This window comes from Streptomyces sp. NPDC127108 (genome assembly GCF_042677545.1).
Taxonomy (GTDB): domain Bacteria; phylum Actinomycetota; class Actinomycetes; order Streptomycetales; family Streptomycetaceae; genus Streptomyces.
The window spans coordinates 134,833-148,906 of sequence record NZ_JBHXTE010000002.1 but is presented as its reverse complement, the minus strand read 5'-3'; the positions used below and the strand labels follow the sequence as shown (position 1 = coordinate 148,906).

Sequence of the window (14,074 nt, the reverse complement as noted above, 5' to 3'; positions counted from 1 at the left end):
GGTTGCCCCATGTCAGACGCCAAGCTGTCCGCGACCAGACGCCAAGTGCTCGCCGGCACCGGAGCCCTGGGGGCGTCCATCGCCTTCACCGGCGCCCTGTCGGAGCTGTTCGCGGGCACGGCCACCGCGGCCACCCAGGGCAAGGCGGGCTACGGCCCCCTCGTGCCCGACCCCGAAGGCCTGCTCGACCTGCCGAAAGGATTCCGCTACCGGGTCCTGTCCCGCGAGGGCGACGAACTGCGCTCGGGCGAGGGCAAGGTTCCCAGCAACCACGACGGGATGGCCGCGTTCCGGGGCCGGCGTGGCGGGGTCCACCTCGTCCGCAACCACGAGAACCGCGTCACCGCGAAGCTCGGCGTCCCGACGGTCAAGGGCCTCACCTACGACCCGATGGCCAAGGGCGGCTGTACGGCGCTCGGCCTCGACCGGCACGGCCGGGTGGTCGACGAGCGCGTCGCCATCGCCGGTACGGCCGTCAACTGCGCGGGCGGTCCGACCCCCTGGGGCACCTGGCTGACCTGCGAGGAGACCGAGGACAAGGCGGGTACGAACGGCTACACCAAGGACCACGGCTTCATCTTCGAGGTCGACCCGGTGGATCCGCGGCGCTCGGGAGCCGTGCCGCTGACCGCCATGGGCCGCTTCCAGCACGAGGCGGTCGCCGTCGATCCGTGGCGCGGTGTCGTCTACGAGACGGAGGACGCCTTCCAGAAGCCGTTCGGCCTGTTCTACCGCTTCCTGCCGGACAAGCCCGAGGGCGGCAGGGGCTCGCTGCGCGCGGGCGGACGGCTCCAGGCGATGCGCGTGCCCGGCGTACCGGACCTGTCCGCGATCCAGGAGGCCGGCGCCGCCTTCGACGGCGTCGAGTGGGCCGACGTACCCGACCCGCTGGCCGCCCAGACCCCCATCCGCAACCAGGACTTCGGCCCGAAGGGCATCACGCACGCCCAGAAGCTGGAGGGCTGCTACTGGGGCGGGCGCTGCGTGTACTTCGTCTCCAGCTACGCGCGCAGCGCGGAGGGGTCCGCCGGCGACCACTACGGCCAGGTCTGGCGCTACGACCCGGCGCGCCGCCGCCTCACCCTCGTGATCGTCTTCGGCCCCGACACCGACATCCAGCTCCCCGGCGAGTCCCCGGACAACATCTGCCTCGCGCCCAGCGGCGGCCTGATGGTGTGCGAGGACGGGGGCGGCACCCAGCACGTGTACGGCGTGACACGCGGCGGCAAGGTGTACGCGATGGCGCGCAACGCCCAGAACACGGGCACCCCCGAAGAGCCCGAGTGGGGCGAGTTCGCGGGCGTCACGTTCTCCCCCGACCACGACACCATGTACGTGAACTGCTACACGCCCGGCACCACGTTCGCCGTGACGGGCCCCTGGCACAGGTAGCGCCGCCGCCTGCCCCGGCGCACGATCGGGGCAGGCGACCGGAAGAGGTGCGGGCTGTGGCCAAGGGCAAGGGCAAGGGCGGGAAGAAGGACGACGGCGGCAAGAAGGGCGGCAAGCGTGCCCAGGAGCGGGGCCGGAAGGACAAAGGCACCGCCGAGGAGCCCGCGCTCCGGCTCAGCGACCTGCTGCGCGTCCCCGAGGGAAAGCCCTACGACCTCGCCGCCCAGGACGCGGCCGCGACCCCCGCGGGCCCGGCGGACAAGGCGGCCGGGCTCGCGGCGACCGCCCGGATGGGTGAACATCTCGCCGACCTCCAGGAGCGCCTGTACGCGGCGAGCACGAAGGGCGACCCGCGCCGGGTGCTCCTGGTCCTGCAGGGCATGGACACCAGCGGCAAGGGCGGCACGATCAAGCATGTCGCCGGCCTGTTCAACCCGTCGGGCTGCCGCATCCGGGCGTTCAAGGCGCCGACGGCCGAGGAGCGCGCGCACCCGTTCCTGTGGCGGATCCGCAAGGCGCTGCCCAAGGCGGGCGAGCTGGGCATCTTCGACCGCTCCCACTACGAGGACGTCCTCATCGCCCGCGTCCGCGAACTGGTGCCGCGCGCCCAGGTGACCCGCCGCTACGCCCAGATCAACCGCTTCGAGCAGTCCCTCGCCGACGACGGCGTCACGCTCGTGAAGTGCTTCCTGCACCTCTCGTACGAGGAGCAGGGGCGCCGTCTCGCGGCCCGCCTCGACACCCCCGAGAAGCACTGGAAGTTCAACCCGGGCGACATCGAGGAGCGGGCGGTGTGGCCGGCCTACCAGGAGGCGTACGACCTTGCCCTGGAGCGCTGTTCGACGTCGGCGGCGCCCTGGTTCGTGGTGCCCGCGGACCGCAAGTGGTACCGGAACTGGGCGATCAGCACGCTCCTTCGTGAGCATCTGGAGGCGCTCGACCCGCAGTACCCGAAGGCGGACTTCGACGTGGCCGCGTGCAAGGCGCGGCTCCTGAGCGAGGGCTGAGAGCGCGTCCCGGAGTGCGGAGGCCTCGGTTCAGGTCGCCGGGGCGAGCCGCCACAGGGAGGTGACCTCGGCGGCGCGGGCAGCGTGCAGGGGGTCGGTGGTGTCGCTCGCGCGGGGGTGGCGGGGCTTGGCGTCGAGGCGGTCGACGACGCGGAGACCGGCCGTGTCGAAGGCGCCGACGAGTTCGTCGCGCGTCCGCAGGCCCAGGTGTTCGGCGAGGTCGGAGAGGATCAACCAGCCCTCGCCGCCCGGCTCCAGGTGCTCGGCGAGGCCGTCGAGGAAGGCGCGCAGCATGGCGCCGCCCGGGTCGTACACGCCCTGCTCCACGCTGGAGGTGGGGCGGGCCGGGAGCCACGGCGGGTTGCAGACGACGAGGGCGGCGCGCCCCGCCGGGTAGAGGTCCCCGCTGTCGGTGACGTCCACGCGGTCGCCGATGCCGAGCCGTTCGACGTTGTCCCGCGCGCAGGCGAGCGCGCGGGGGCTGCTGTCGGTGGCGACGATCCGGTCCAGGCCGCGGTGGGCGAGGACGGCGGCGAGCACGCCGGTGCCGGTGCCGAGGTCGAAGGCGACCGCGGGGGCGCTCCGGGTGGCGGCGGGCAGCGGGGCGTCGCCGACGAGGTCGACGTACTCGCCCCTGACCGGGGAGAACACGCCGTAGTGCGGGTGGATGCGGGCGTCGAGCGCCGGGATCGGCACGCCCTTGCGGCGCCATTCGTGGGCGCCGATCACGCCGAGCAGTTCGCGCAGCGACACGACGGTGCGGTGCCGGGGCGGGCCGTAGGCCTCGGTGCAGGCGGCGCGGACGTCGGGGGCGCGGCGCAGGGCGAGCCCGTGGTCGTCCTCGAGGACGACGAGGAGCATGCCGAGCACCCTGGCGCGGTGGCCGCGGGCCTGCCGGTGCCGGTGGAACGTCTCGGCCGGGGTGGCCCCCGGCTTCGGCGTCAGCCGGTCGAGCCGTCGCCCGAGGGCGCGAAGGAGCTGCCGGGCGCCCTGGTAGTCCCCGCGCCACAGCAGCGCGGTGCCCTCGCACACCAGGCGGTAGGCGGCGTCGGCCTTCATCCGGTCGTCGGCGACGATGACGCGCCGGGGGGCGGGGAGGCCGCTTTCGGAGTGCCAGGGGGTGGTGTGGGTGAGGGTGGTGGGGGTGCTGGCGGTGCCGGGAGTACGGGAGGTGCTGGGAGTACGGGAGGTGCCGGGGGTGCCGGGGGTGCTGTCAGCGGGGCTGTCGCTGTCGCCGTTGTCCGCCGTGCGTCCCGGCCGGGACCTGGTCGGCCGGATGTCCTCGGTCCAGGTGATGTCGGTGTGGTCGGACATCGACGGCTCGTCAACTCCTCGTGGTCGCGGGTGCGCGGGGCCCGGGGGCGCGGGGCGACCGGGAAGCGGCGGGGGAAGTCAGGATCTCAGGACGATTCCACAGCGCACGCCCCCTGGCAAACCCGGACTTCCCACGCGAACCCCGTCCGCGTCTCCGTCCGCACCCCTCACTCCGAGCCGACCCCGCCGCAGGTCAGGGCCTCGCCCCGATTCCGTTCCGCCGCACTGCGCAGCACACAGAACTCGTTGCCTTCCGGGTCCGCGAAGACGACCCACCCCGTGCCGTCGGGTTCGCGACGGTCGGCGAGCACGACCGCGCCGACTCCCCGGAGCCGTTCGACCTCCTCGTCGCGCGGGCCGTCCGGCTGGAGGCACACGTGCACGCGGTTCTTCACGGTCTTGGGCTCGGGGACGTTCTCGAAGTACAGGTGCAGGCCGGTGGGCAGCGTGATCACGGCGACGGGGTCGCCGGGCCCGTCCTCCTCGTCCAGCGGGTGGCCCACCACCTCGCTCCAGAACCGCGCGAGTCCGTACGCGTCGGCGCAGCCGAAGGCGACGTTGTAGAGGGAGGCGGGCATGAGGCACGTCCTTTCGTACGACCACGGGTCGGGCGCGCATTGTCTCCCACGCCTCCCGCGCCCTCTGCGCCCCGTCCATCTCCCCCATCTCCCCCACCTCTCGCGCCTCCCGCGCCTCCCGCGCCTCCCGCGCCTCCCGCGCCTCCCGCGCCTCCCGCGCCTCCCGCGCCTCCCGCGAGCTTCGGCCGGGCGCCCCCACAGGCAGGCCTCGGGCAAGCCCCGCCTACCCGATTAATCCTATTTGCACAGTTATCTTCACCGCATGATCACTCGCGCACAGCACCGGACCGCCCGCGCCTCCCTGGTCGCCCTCGCCGCGGGGGCGCTGACCGCCCTCAGCGCCTGCGCCTCGCCCTCCGGCCCCGCGTCACGCCCCCACGAACCCGCCCCCCACCACAGCCCCCGCGCCGAGAAGGCCGCCCCGCCCACCCTCGCCCCGGGCCCCCAGGGCCTCACCCCGGTCTTCAAGAACGCCCCCCGCGCCCGGCAGGGCGCGCCCACCGTCGCCCTCACCTTCGACGCCGACATGACGGCCGGTCAGGGCCCCCGCGCCCGGGCGGGAGAGCGCTTCGACAACCCGGCCCTGGTCGACACCCTGCGCCGTCTGAAGGTCCCGGCGACGTTCTTCATGACGGGCCGCTGGGCCGAGGAGTACCCGGCACAGGCCAGGGCCATCGGCCGCGACCCCCTCTTCGAGGTCGCCAACCACTCGTACAGCCACTACTCCTTCACCCCCGACTGCTACGGCCTGCCCACCGTCGCCCCGCACCGGATGCGCGCCGACGTGGAGCGCGCCTTCACGGCCTTCCGCAAGGCGGGTGTCGAGCGCCCGGTGCCGTACTTCCGCTTCCCCGGCGGCTGTTACGACCAGCGGGCGCTACGGGCGCTCGCCCCGGCCGGGGTGACCGCCGTGCAGTGGGACGTGGTCGGCGGCGACGCGTTCGCCACGGACCCGGGGGCGGTGGCCCGGCAGGTGCTCGACGGGGTACGGCCCGGCTCGGTCGTCGTCCTGCACTGCACCCGCAGCGCCGCCCCGGCGACGGAGCGCGCCCTGCGCACGATCGTCCCGGAGCTGCGCGAGCGCGGATTCCGCTTCGTCCGGGTCTCGGAGCAGATCGGGGCCGCGCGCACTCCGCAGGAGGGGCGGTCGGCCTGATCCGCCTCTTCCTGGGCCCTCGGCACCGGCACTGGCGTGAAGCGCTGTCCGATACGGCGTGCGCAGCGACGACTGCCCCGAGACGTCGCACCGGTACGGCGTCAGGTCCGTGCCGATGGCGGTGGCCTTCTGGCGGGCCCTGGGCTTCTGGCGCGCCCTGAGTCTGCCGGTGGGCCCTGAGGCCTCGGCGGCCCCTGTCGCCCGACCCGCCGGACAGCGCCTAGGCTCGCCACCATGGCGGACGACGACGAGTACTGTGCCCCGGCCCCCGCGACCGGCCCCCGCCCGACGGCCGGCCCGCCGTTCGCGGAGTGCGTGCTGTGCCGGAAACCCACGGAGTACCCGGAGTCCCACCGCGGCAGCACCCTGTGCCCGGTCTGCGAGTGGCAGGAGGCCCAGCGGACGGCTTGCTCGGGCTGACCGGTCCTCACCCCCGCCGTGAGGCGACCCCGCACGCCACCCCCGCCGCAAGCACCGCCGCGGCCAGCGCCCCCACGAACGCCCCCACCGGCACCGGGACCACCCCGTCCCGCGAACCGCTGACCAGTTCCGTCAGCGCCACCCTGGCCGGTGAGCCCGCCGTCACCAGGGCGATGAGCACGCCGAACAGGAGCGCAGGAACGGCCCGTCCGGGCGAGCGCAGCAGCGGTCGGCTGGTGAGGGCGCCGACGGCCGTGCCCAGCAACGCGCTGACGAGCATCGCGAGCAGCCCCGCCCCGGCCGCGGGACCCCGCGCCACCGCCGTCTGATGGTCCGTGCTCGCCGCGTCGCTCATGACGGCGACGGCCACGACGGCCGCCGTGCCGAGGACGGCCGCGGCGAGGAAGGCGGTGAGCAGACAGGCGAGGTGCGCCCGCCGGGCACCGCCCGCCGCCGCGGCGCAGTCGCGGGCCGCGGGCGGCTCGTTGGTGACGCAGATCCGCACCAGCCAGGCGCCGACGGGCAGCAGCGCGGCGGCCGCGTACGCGAGCGAGTCGAGCACGGGCTGCCCGCCCTGCACACCGACGGCGAGGAACGCCGCGTACAGGACGACGGGGGCGAGCCAGCGCTGGGAGCGCAGGAGGAGTGCGGTGTGGTAGCGCAGCAGGGCGGTCACCGGTGGGCGTCCTCGTCGTCGTGCCTGTGCTCGGGCTTGGGCGTGTGCTTGGGCTTGGGCGTGTGCTTGGGCTTGGGCTCGGGCTCAGCTGCGGCTCGGCCGTCGGGCCGAGCGTCAGGCCGGGCGGCCGGTGCGCCCCGGGCACCCGGGACGTCGCCGCGCCGCCCGCCCAGGTCCGCGTCCCCTCCTACGTCCATGAGCGCGCCCCCGGCCGCCGCCGCGCCCTCCCCCGCCCGACCGTGCCCGCTGCCCCGGTTCACCGACACCACGTGCCACGGCGGGCGGGCCGCGAGGAGTGCGCGCAGGGCGACGTCCGAGTGGGCCGCCGCGACGACCAGGCGGGTGGTGTCGTCCGGGCCGGGGGTGGTGACGGCGGCGCGGGTCACCGTCTCGGGGAGCGGGGGCGGCGCCCCGTGAGGTCCGCGGGCCTCGATGACGACGACGGGACCGGCGGTCGCCCCCGTTCCGGCCGTCGCCCCGGCGGAACTCCCCTCCCCCGTCACCCGGTTCACGCCGGTCCCCGTGATCGCGTACGTCTCGTCGGCGTGCCCCGCGAGGCGCCGCGGGTCGTGGTCGACGTGGACGACGGCCGTACCGGCCGCCGTGTGCTCGGCGACGGCGCGGTCCAGGGTGTCGCGGGCCTCGGCGTCCAGGCCGGTCCACGCCTCGTCGAGGACGAGCAACTCGGGCTCGGCGAGCAGCGCCTGGGCCACGGCGACCTTCTGGCTGCTGCCCTTGGAGAGCTCGGACAGCGGTGCGTCCGCGTACTGTCCCGCGCCGAACCGCTCCAGCCACTCCCGCGCCCGTCGGGCCGCCGCGTTCCCGGAAAGGCCGTGCACGCGGCCCAGGTGGGTGAGGTAGCCGAGGGCGGTGAACGGCAGGGCGGCGGGGAAGCGTTCGGGGACGTAGGCGGTGCGGGGGCGGCCGGTGACGCGGCCCGTGGAGGGGGCGTCGATACGGGCCAGCAGCCGCAGGAGCGTGGACTTGCCGGTGCCGTTGCCGCCCTCGACCCGGACCAGGGTGCCGGCCCGCACGTCGAGGCGGACGTCCCGGAGCACCCACGGGCCGCGCAGGCCGTAGCGGCGGCCGACGGCGTCGAGGCGCAGCAGGTGGTCGCTGGTCATGCGCCTCATCCTCGCGCACGGCCGCGCGCGACGGCTCCGGGGGCACGGCACCGGGCCGGGCCACGGCCAGCGCAGCACCGGGCCGGACCACGGACACCGCAACACCGGGCCGGACCACGGTCACTGCTGCACCGGCCCGGACCACGAGCACCGCAGCACCGGACCGGGGCCGCGATCACCGCCCTGGCAGACTGGACGGGTGACCAGCAACGCGCCCCGCCCGGACGACTCCCCGAACACCCAGGCTTCCCCGGCCGCACAGGACTCCCAGGACACCCCGACCGCTGAGGGCTCCGCTTCTCCGGGCAGCCCCTTCCGCGTCGAACGCACGCCGCGCGACGAGGCCCCGCAGTTCGTGCTGCCCCTGGTGGCCCGGATCGAGCGGGACGCGCCCCCGGCCCGTACGGACGCGTTGGAGACGGCGGCCCGCGCGGTCCTGACGATCCTGAGCGACGAGCGGGCGCTCGGCGACGGGGAATGGGCGCAGGTGATGCGGGACTGGCAGGACGCCCGCATCCGCAAGGTGGTGCGCAGGGCGCGCGGTGCGGAGTGGCGGCGGGCGGAGGCGCTGCCCGGCATCACGGTGACGGGCAAGTCGGCCGAGGTGCGGGTGTATCCGCCGGTGCCCCTCGACGGCTGGCCCAAGGACCTGGCCCGTCTCCAGGTCTCCGGCACGGACCTGGACGACCCGGAGCCCCCGCGGGACCCCGACCCGTCCACCCCCGTCCTCTGGCTGAACCCCGACATCGCCATGTCGGCGGGCAAGGCGATGGCCCAGGCGGGCCACGGCGCCCAGCTGGCCTGGTGGGACCTCTCCGCCCCGGCCCGCACCGCCTGGCGCGAGGCGGGCTTCCCCTTGTCCGTCCGCACCGCCGCCGCGTCCCACTGGCCCGAACTGACCACGAGCGGCCTCCCCGTGGTCCGCGACGCGGGCTTCACGGAGATCGCCCCGGGCTCCTGCACGGTGGTGGCGGACCACCCGGCGCTGCGGCACTCCTGACCCACACACGGGCCGCGCCGGGTCAGTGCTCGTCCCGCAGCTCCTCGAAGGACCGCCGTTCGTCGGCGACGAGGTCGGCGAACGAGCGGCGCCGCTCGCGCAGGCCCGGGTACCAGCTGGCCCAGATGTTGGCGGCCCATTCCCCGTCGGGCGAGACGTCGCCGGGGTCGAGCAGCCAGAACTGGGCGTCGCCGAAGCCCGATATCAGCAACACCCGGTCCATGTAGGCGGCTTCCTCGGTCGCGCCCGCCTGCCCGAGCCATCCGGCGGCCCGCTGGGCGTCACTGATGTCCCGTGACGCGTCGGTCTCGTTCGCCCGCAGGACGTCGACGCTGTAGGAGGCGAGATAGGACCGCCAGTGCTCGACGCTGCCCCACCACGGGCCTTCAGCACCTGCCGCGTGCGCCATTCGACCTCCTCACGCCCGTAGAAGATCCCCGCCAGGTAGGCGACACCGGCCGAGCCGTGACGCGGCCCCCGCCCGTCACCCCTGCAGCGCCCCCTCCACCGGCCACGCCCGCAACGTCGCGTCCAAGCGGTCGTACGCCTCGTCGAACCACTCGTCCGTGAGCGTGACGGTCGCCGTGACCGTCGTCAGGGACATCGTGTGGTCGGCGATCGTGACGTGGGCGCGCTCGCCGTCCGGGTCGAGTTCGACGAGGAGTTCGGGGGCGCGGCCGCCCTCGCGCCAGGTGCTGTCGTCGCCGCCGTCCAGGGCGTCTAGGGTCTCGCGCCACTGCGTGAGGTCCTCCGGGGACACCGATGTGGCGAGCGTCCCCCTGACGAAGGCGGTGTCGACGAGGATCTCGCCGACGAGTTCGTCGATTCCGGGGCGTCCCGGTGCGGGACGCTTTCCGGTGATCCTGACGACGACGCTGTTGTCCTCGCCCTCCAGGCGGATCAAGTCGATCGGCTCCGCAGGCGCCATGGCCCCTCCCCAATTCCCCGTGTGGCCTGTGTCCTTCCGGACCCTAGTGGACGACACTGACAACGCCGAGGCCGCGCGCCACCCGCCCACACACCCTCGTAACGTGACCCCCGTCACAGAACCTTCACGTCGCTGAACATCGACCCCGCCCCTCCCGTACCTTCCCGTACCACCAAGTGGCCCGGCCCCCGGCCGGGATGCGGCTCGGGAGGCACTTTGCAGCGCATCAGGCACATGGGACGGATCAACGGCACGGCCCTGATCATCGCGGCCCTCGTCGTCACCGTGGGAGCCCTGGCCTTCCCGGTGTGGTCCTACGCCGACCGCTCGGGCACGGGCGAGGCGAACCTCAACGCCGGGAGCGTGTCGACCCGTTGGGGCCCGCTGTCCGCCACCGACCGGGACTTCATCGTGAAGGTGCGCCTCGCCGGGCTCTGGGAGATACCCGCCGGGCAGCAGGCCCTCGAACGCGCGCCGAGCAAGGCCATCAAGGAGGCGGGCGACCATCTGATCGTCGGCCACACCGACCTCGACCAGCGGGTGCGCGGCGTCGCCTCGCAGCTCGGCATCGAACTGCCGAACCAGCCCAACGCCCAGCAGCAAGGCTGGCTGCGGGAGTTGACCGAGGCGAGCGGCGAGGACTACCAGCGCAAGTTCGCGAACCTGCTGCGCGTCGCGCACGGCAAGGTCTTCAGCCTCATCGCCCAGGTCCGCGACACCACCCGCAACTCCCTGGTGCGCCAGCTCGCGTCCGACGCCAACCAGACCGTCCTCGACCACATCACGATGCTCGAAGGCACCGGGTACGTCGACTTCGACGCCATCGCGAACGGCACCGCGGGCAAGTCCACCGCGAGCCCGACCGGACCCCCGCCGCCCGACGGCAACAATCCCCCGCAGCCCGACCCCGCGTCCCCCACCGGCGACGTCTCCGGCACCTCACGGCCCTCCCCCGGCGCTCCGGGCACCGTCAACACCGATCGGCCCGAACCTCAAATGTAGCTCTGAAACCCCTGATCAGAAGGTTCACCCCGGTCTGGCGCGGTCATGACTACGGCTACGTGAACGACCGGGGAGGACCAGCGGCAAGGAGGGGGAACGACGATGCCCGCACGGGGGACGACAGCGGTACAGGAGACAGGGGTACGGGAGGCGGCGGCGCGTGAGGCCGCCGCCGTACGAGGAACGACCGCACGTGGAACGACCGCACGAGGAACGACCGGAACGATGGCTCAGCTGGGGACCGGCATCGGGTGGCGCCCGGAGATCGCCGACGCCGTCGAGCGCATGCCCGGCATCGACTGGGTCGAGGCCGTCGCCGAGAACGTGTGCCCGGGCCACCTGCCCGACTCCCTGCTGCGGCTGCGCGAACGCGGCGTGACGGTCGTGCCGCACGGCGTCTCGCTCGGCCTCGGCGGCGCGGAGCGCCCGGACGAGGCCCGGCTCACCGCCCTCGCGGAGCGCGCGGAGGCACTCGGCTCGCCGCTCGTCACGGAGCACATCGCGTTCGTACGGGCCGGTGGCGCCCTCACCGCGTCGCCGCACCTCGAAGCGGGACACCTGCTGCCCGTGCCGCGCACCCGCGACGCGCTCGCCGTGCTGTGCGAGAACGTCCGCATCGCCCAGGACGCGCTGCCCGTGCCGCTCGCCGTCGAGAACATCGCCGCCCTCATCTCCTGGCCCGGCGAGGAGATGACGGAGGGGCAGTTCCTGTACGAGCTGGTGGAGCGGACCGGCGTCCGGCTGCTCATCGACGTCGCCAACCTGCACACCAACCACGTCAACCGGGGCGAGGACCCGGCCCGCGCCCTGGACGAGCTGCCGGTGGAGGCCATCGCGTACGTCCATGTGGCGGGCGGCTTCGAGCGGGACGGCGTGTGGCACGACAGCCACGCCCACCCCGTGCCGCGGCCCGTCCTCGACATCCTCGCCGACCTCGCCGCGCGCACCCGGCCGCCGGGGGTGCTCCTGGAGCGGGACGAGAACTTCCCCGAGGCGGGCGACCTCGAGCGGGAGCTGGCGGCGATCCGGGAGACAGTGGCCATGGCGTCGGCCCCGCCCCCGGCGAAGGACTCGGCAGCGGTCCCGGCGCCGGACGGCGCACCCGCCCCGGCCGCCGGACCCACGCCCACCGCACCCGACCCGGCCGCCACCCCCGCCACCCCCGCGACCCGCCAGCGCGTCGCCCTCGCCCAGGCCGCCCTCCTCTCCGCCCTCGTCGCGGGCACCCCCGCGCCGGAGGGCTTCGACGGGGCCCGCCTTCGGGTGCAGAGCCGCGCGCTCGGCGCCAAGCGGGCGGACGTGGTCGCGAAGGTAGCCCCCGAGCTGCCGTGGATCATCGGCGACACGTACCGTGCGGACTTCCTCGGCTACGCCCGCACCCGTCCCATGACGGGCGGCTACCGCCAGGACGCGCTGGACTTCGCCGAGCACCTGCTGCTCGCGGGGCGGCCCGACGACGCGGCGGCGCGCGGCGAGCTGACGGCGTGGTGGCTGGAGCGCTCGGGGCCGAAGCCGCTCGACGGGCGCCCCCTCACCCGCTGGCTGCGGACGAGGGCGGCCGGGATCGCGCTGCGCAAGGCACGGCGGCGCGCCCCCGGCCACCCGGGCGTGGACGCCGACCCCGCCTCGGCGACGTAACCAACTCCCGGGCCTCGTACAGCCGTTGGCGTACTCCGTCCGGTATGCGGGACGCCTCCCCCGCGCCGCGCACTAGCGTGCGGTGGCGCGACAGGAGGCGTCATGCGTTCCCGAATCATCAGCGGCACCGGTCTCGTCCTCACGGGGCTCGTGGCCACGCTGGCCGCGCTGGTCTATCCCGTGTGGTCCTACGAGGACCGCTCGGGCACCGGCCTCGACGCGCTCACCTCGGGGACCGTGTCGACCGACTACGGACCGCTGTCCGCGCTCGACCGGGACTTCGTCACCAAGGTGCGGCTCGCGGGCCTGTGGGAGCTGCCCGCGGGACAGCAGGCCGGGGAGCGCGGCACCACCCGGGCCGTGCACGTCGCGGGCAAGCACCTGGTCGAGGGGCACACGTTCCTGGACGCGCGGGTGCGCGAGGTGGCGGCGGCGCTGCGGCTCGAACTGCCCAGCCAGCCGAGCGCCCAGCAGCGGCGCTGGCTGGCGGAGCTGAGCGCGGAGCGCGGCACGGCGTACGACGTGAAGTTCGCGAACATCCTGCGGCGCGCGCACGGCAAGGTCTTCTCGCTCGTGGCGGAGGTCCGCGCCACCACCCGCAACTCCCAGGTGCGGGCGCTCGCCGACGACGCGAACACCACGGTCCTCGACCACATCAAGGTCCTCGAGGGGACGGGCCTGGTCGACTTCGACGGCCTGGCCCGCGACGCCGCCACGTCCACGACCCCGCCCCCGGCCCGCACCCCCGCACCCCCGGGCCCCCAGGACTCCCCACCCCCTGCGGCACCGGTCTCCCCGACTCCCACGTACTCCCTGCCTCCCGCGGTCTCGCGGCCCGCGCCCGGACTGCGCGGCTGAGGCAGGGCGGAGGGGGCCGGACCGGTGGGGCAGCCGGCGCGGCGGGGGTGTCCACATCGTGGGAAACCGGTAGCGGCGTCACAGCTCCTTCACATAGAAATCCGGCATGTTCTGGGTCCCGCTGCTGCTCCTCGCCTGTGCTCTCGCCGCTCTGTCCTGCGGTCGGCTCTGTGTGGCCGCCGTGCGGGCCGCGGCCAGTGAGGCGCGCGGGGCGCACGAGGGGCGGCATCTGACGGTGTACGAGGCGGCGTTCCTGTCGGGCGGGCCCGGCCGGGTCGTCGATGTGGCGCTGCTCTCGATGGCGCGGGGGCGGCGGCTGCTGCTCGCGCACACGGGGTGGGCGACCGTGGTGGATCCGGTGCCGGGGGACGACCTGGAGCGGTCGGTGCTCGGGGCGATAGGTCCGGCCGGGCAGTCGCGGATCGCGCCGGTGCGCACGGCCGCGGCGGCCGGGGACGGGGTGCGGGCGCTCGCGGACCGCCTGGTCGCGGCGGGCCTCGCGGTGCCGGACGGGATGTGGTCGGGGATCGCGGGCGCGGCGCGGCAGGTGCGGGCGGCCGCGGCCGCCGTCGTCGTCCTCGGGGCGTGCGCGACGCTGCTTCCGGCACCGGGGCGCGAGGGGGAGCTGCCGGTCGCGGTGTGGTTCGCGCTGCCGTTCTTCCTGACGGTGAGCTGCCTGGCCATCGCCCGCTTCGAGGTGCCGACCACGCCCTGGGCCTCACCGGCGGGGCGGCGGCTGCTCGGCACGCTGCCCTCGCGGGACGACCTGACGTCGGTGGCCGTGCGCGGACTGCGCGCCCTGGAGGACCCCGCCCTGCGCGCCGCGCTCTCGCACCGGGACCCGAATCTCGACGGGTACCGCGACACGCGGCCGTAGGGTTCCGCGCGGCCGGTCCGAGGGGCCATTGGGGCGCGACTCGCGACGCCGGCGGGCCGGTGCTGGACTTTGCCACTCTTCGAACTGAATATCCCTTTTGTTGT

Annotated in this window: 14 protein-coding genes and 1 pseudogene; 9 read left to right on the top strand and 6 right to left on the bottom strand. The window is 74.7% G+C overall.

Annotation, left to right across the window (positions count from 1 at the left end):
- The first annotated feature begins 9 nt into the window (after positions 1–9).
- Both ACFVHO_RS02160 and ACFVHO_RS02155 read left to right on the top strand, forming a co-directional pair.
- Entirely contained in the window at positions 10–1,392 is a 1,383-nt protein-coding gene (locus ACFVHO_RS02160; protein ID WP_385708903.1) for an alkaline phosphatase PhoX, read from the top strand.
- Positions 1,393–1,448: 56 nt separating this feature from the next.
- The gene (locus ACFVHO_RS02155; protein ID WP_385708900.1) at positions 1,449–2,399 is read left to right on the top strand and encodes a PPK2 family polyphosphate kinase; all 951 of its coding nucleotides are present in this window, start codon (positions 1,449–1,451) and stop codon (positions 2,397–2,399) included.
- 30 nt (positions 2,400–2,429) lie between these two features.
- Here the strand turns inward: ACFVHO_RS02155 and ACFVHO_RS02150 are convergent, their stop codons facing one another.
- Positions 2,430–3,713, bottom strand: a complete 1,284-nt coding sequence (locus ACFVHO_RS02150; RefSeq protein ID WP_385708897.1) for a methyltransferase — start codon at positions 3,711–3,713, stop codon at positions 2,430–2,432.
- Between the two features lie 167 nt (positions 3,714–3,880).
- Positions 3,881–4,291 (bottom strand): VOC family protein, encoded by a 411-nt coding sequence (locus ACFVHO_RS02145; RefSeq protein WP_385708894.1) that lies wholly within the window; start codon positions 4,289–4,291, stop codon positions 3,881–3,883.
- Positions 4,292–4,553: 262 nt separating this feature from the next.
- Between ACFVHO_RS02145 and ACFVHO_RS02140 the strand changes: the two genes are divergently transcribed.
- Positions 4,554–5,447, top strand: a complete 894-nt coding sequence (locus tag ACFVHO_RS02140) for a polysaccharide deacetylase family protein (protein ID WP_385708891.1) — start codon at positions 4,554–4,556, stop codon at positions 5,445–5,447.
- Positions 5,448–5,681: 234 nt separating this feature from the next.
- Positions 5,682–5,867, top strand: a complete 186-nt coding sequence (locus tag ACFVHO_RS02135) for a hypothetical protein (RefSeq protein ID WP_385708888.1) — start codon at positions 5,682–5,684, stop codon at positions 5,865–5,867.
- 7 nt (positions 5,868–5,874) lie between these two features.
- Here the strand turns inward: ACFVHO_RS02135 and ACFVHO_RS02130 are convergent, their stop codons facing one another.
- Together ACFVHO_RS02130 and ACFVHO_RS02125 are read right to left on the bottom strand one after the other, a co-directional pair.
- Positions 5,875–6,543: an ABC transporter gene (locus ACFVHO_RS02130; RefSeq protein ID WP_385708887.1), complete on the bottom strand. Its 669-nt coding sequence runs from the start codon at positions 6,541–6,543 to the stop codon at positions 5,875–5,877.
- Between the two features lie 254 nt (positions 6,544–6,797).
- Positions 6,798–7,667, bottom strand: a pseudogene (locus ACFVHO_RS02125) (ATP-binding cassette domain-containing protein); the annotation flags it as partial.
- Positions 7,668–7,866: 199 nt separating this feature from the next.
- Here ACFVHO_RS02125 and ACFVHO_RS02120 point away from each other — a divergent pair.
- Entirely contained in the window at positions 7,867–8,667 is an 801-nt protein-coding gene (locus ACFVHO_RS02120) for an aminoacyl-tRNA hydrolase (protein WP_385708884.1), read from the top strand.
- Between the two features lie 22 nt (positions 8,668–8,689).
- Here the strand turns inward: ACFVHO_RS02120 and ACFVHO_RS02115 are convergent, their stop codons facing one another.
- Both ACFVHO_RS02115 and ACFVHO_RS02110 read right to left on the bottom strand, forming a co-directional pair.
- Positions 8,690–9,076, bottom strand: coding sequence for a hypothetical protein (locus tag ACFVHO_RS02115; RefSeq protein ID WP_385708881.1), 387 nt, complete (start codon positions 9,074–9,076; stop codon positions 8,690–8,692).
- 75 nt (positions 9,077–9,151) lie between these two features.
- Positions 9,152–9,595 carry a DUF5959 family protein gene (locus tag ACFVHO_RS02110; protein WP_385708879.1) on the bottom strand — a complete coding sequence of 148 codons (444 nt, stop codon included), beginning with the start codon at positions 9,593–9,595 and terminating at the stop codon, positions 9,152–9,154.
- Positions 9,596–9,829: 234 nt separating this feature from the next.
- Here ACFVHO_RS02110 and ACFVHO_RS02105 point away from each other — a divergent pair, with 234 nt between their 5' ends.
- The 4 genes from ACFVHO_RS02105 to ACFVHO_RS02090 all read left to right on the top strand — a co-directional run bounded on the left by ACFVHO_RS02105 (position 9,830) and on the right by ACFVHO_RS02090 (position 13,970).
- On the top strand, positions 9,830–10,597 hold the full coding sequence (locus tag ACFVHO_RS02105; protein ID WP_385708876.1) for a DUF4142 domain-containing protein: 768 nt from the start codon (positions 9,830–9,832) through the stop codon (positions 10,595–10,597).
- Positions 10,598–10,822: 225 nt separating this feature from the next.
- Entirely contained in the window at positions 10,823–12,235 is a 1,413-nt protein-coding gene (locus ACFVHO_RS02100; protein WP_385708873.1) for a DUF692 domain-containing protein, read from the top strand.
- 102 nt (positions 12,236–12,337) lie between these two features.
- Positions 12,338–13,093: a DUF4142 domain-containing protein gene (locus tag ACFVHO_RS02095; RefSeq protein WP_385708870.1), complete on the top strand. Its 756-nt coding sequence runs from the start codon at positions 12,338–12,340 to the stop codon at positions 13,091–13,093.
- Positions 13,094–13,199: 106 nt separating this feature from the next.
- On the top strand, positions 13,200–13,970 hold the full coding sequence (locus ACFVHO_RS02090; RefSeq protein ID WP_385708867.1) for a TIGR04222 domain-containing membrane protein: 771 nt from the start codon (positions 13,200–13,202) through the stop codon (positions 13,968–13,970).
- The last annotated feature ends 104 nt before the right edge of the window (positions 13,971–14,074 follow it).

Excerpts from the sequence above, each read along its gene's own strand:
- ACFVHO_RS02160 (WP_385708903.1), top strand. The coding sequence starts at position 10 with ATGTCAGACGCCAAGCTGTCCGCGACCAGACGCCAAGTGCTCGCCGGC.
- ACFVHO_RS02150 (WP_385708897.1), bottom strand. The coding sequence starts at position 3,713 with ATGTCCGACCACACCGACATCACCTGGACCGAGGACATCCGGCCGACC.
- ACFVHO_RS02145 (WP_385708894.1), bottom strand. The coding sequence starts at position 4,291 with ATGCCCGCCTCCCTCTACAACGTCGCCTTCGGCTGCGCCGACGCGTAC.
- ACFVHO_RS02140 (WP_385708891.1), top strand. The coding sequence starts at position 4,554 with ATGATCACTCGCGCACAGCACCGGACCGCCCGCGCCTCCCTGGTCGCC.
- ACFVHO_RS02135 (WP_385708888.1), top strand. The coding sequence starts at position 5,682 with ATGGCGGACGACGACGAGTACTGTGCCCCGGCCCCCGCGACCGGCCCC.
- ACFVHO_RS02115 (WP_385708881.1), bottom strand. The coding sequence starts at position 9,076 with ATGGCGCACGCGGCAGGTGCTGAAGGCCCGTGGTGGGGCAGCGTCGAG.
- ACFVHO_RS02110 (WP_385708879.1), bottom strand. The coding sequence starts at position 9,595 with ATGGCGCCTGCGGAGCCGATCGACTTGATCCGCCTGGAGGGCGAGGAC.
- ACFVHO_RS02105 (WP_385708876.1), top strand. The coding sequence starts at position 9,830 with ATGGGACGGATCAACGGCACGGCCCTGATCATCGCGGCCCTCGTCGTC.
- ACFVHO_RS02100 (WP_385708873.1), top strand. The coding sequence starts at position 10,823 with ATGGCTCAGCTGGGGACCGGCATCGGGTGGCGCCCGGAGATCGCCGAC.
- ACFVHO_RS02095 (WP_385708870.1), top strand. The coding sequence starts at position 12,338 with ATGCGTTCCCGAATCATCAGCGGCACCGGTCTCGTCCTCACGGGGCTC.
- ACFVHO_RS02090 (WP_385708867.1), top strand. The coding sequence starts at position 13,200 with ATGTTCTGGGTCCCGCTGCTGCTCCTCGCCTGTGCTCTCGCCGCTCTG.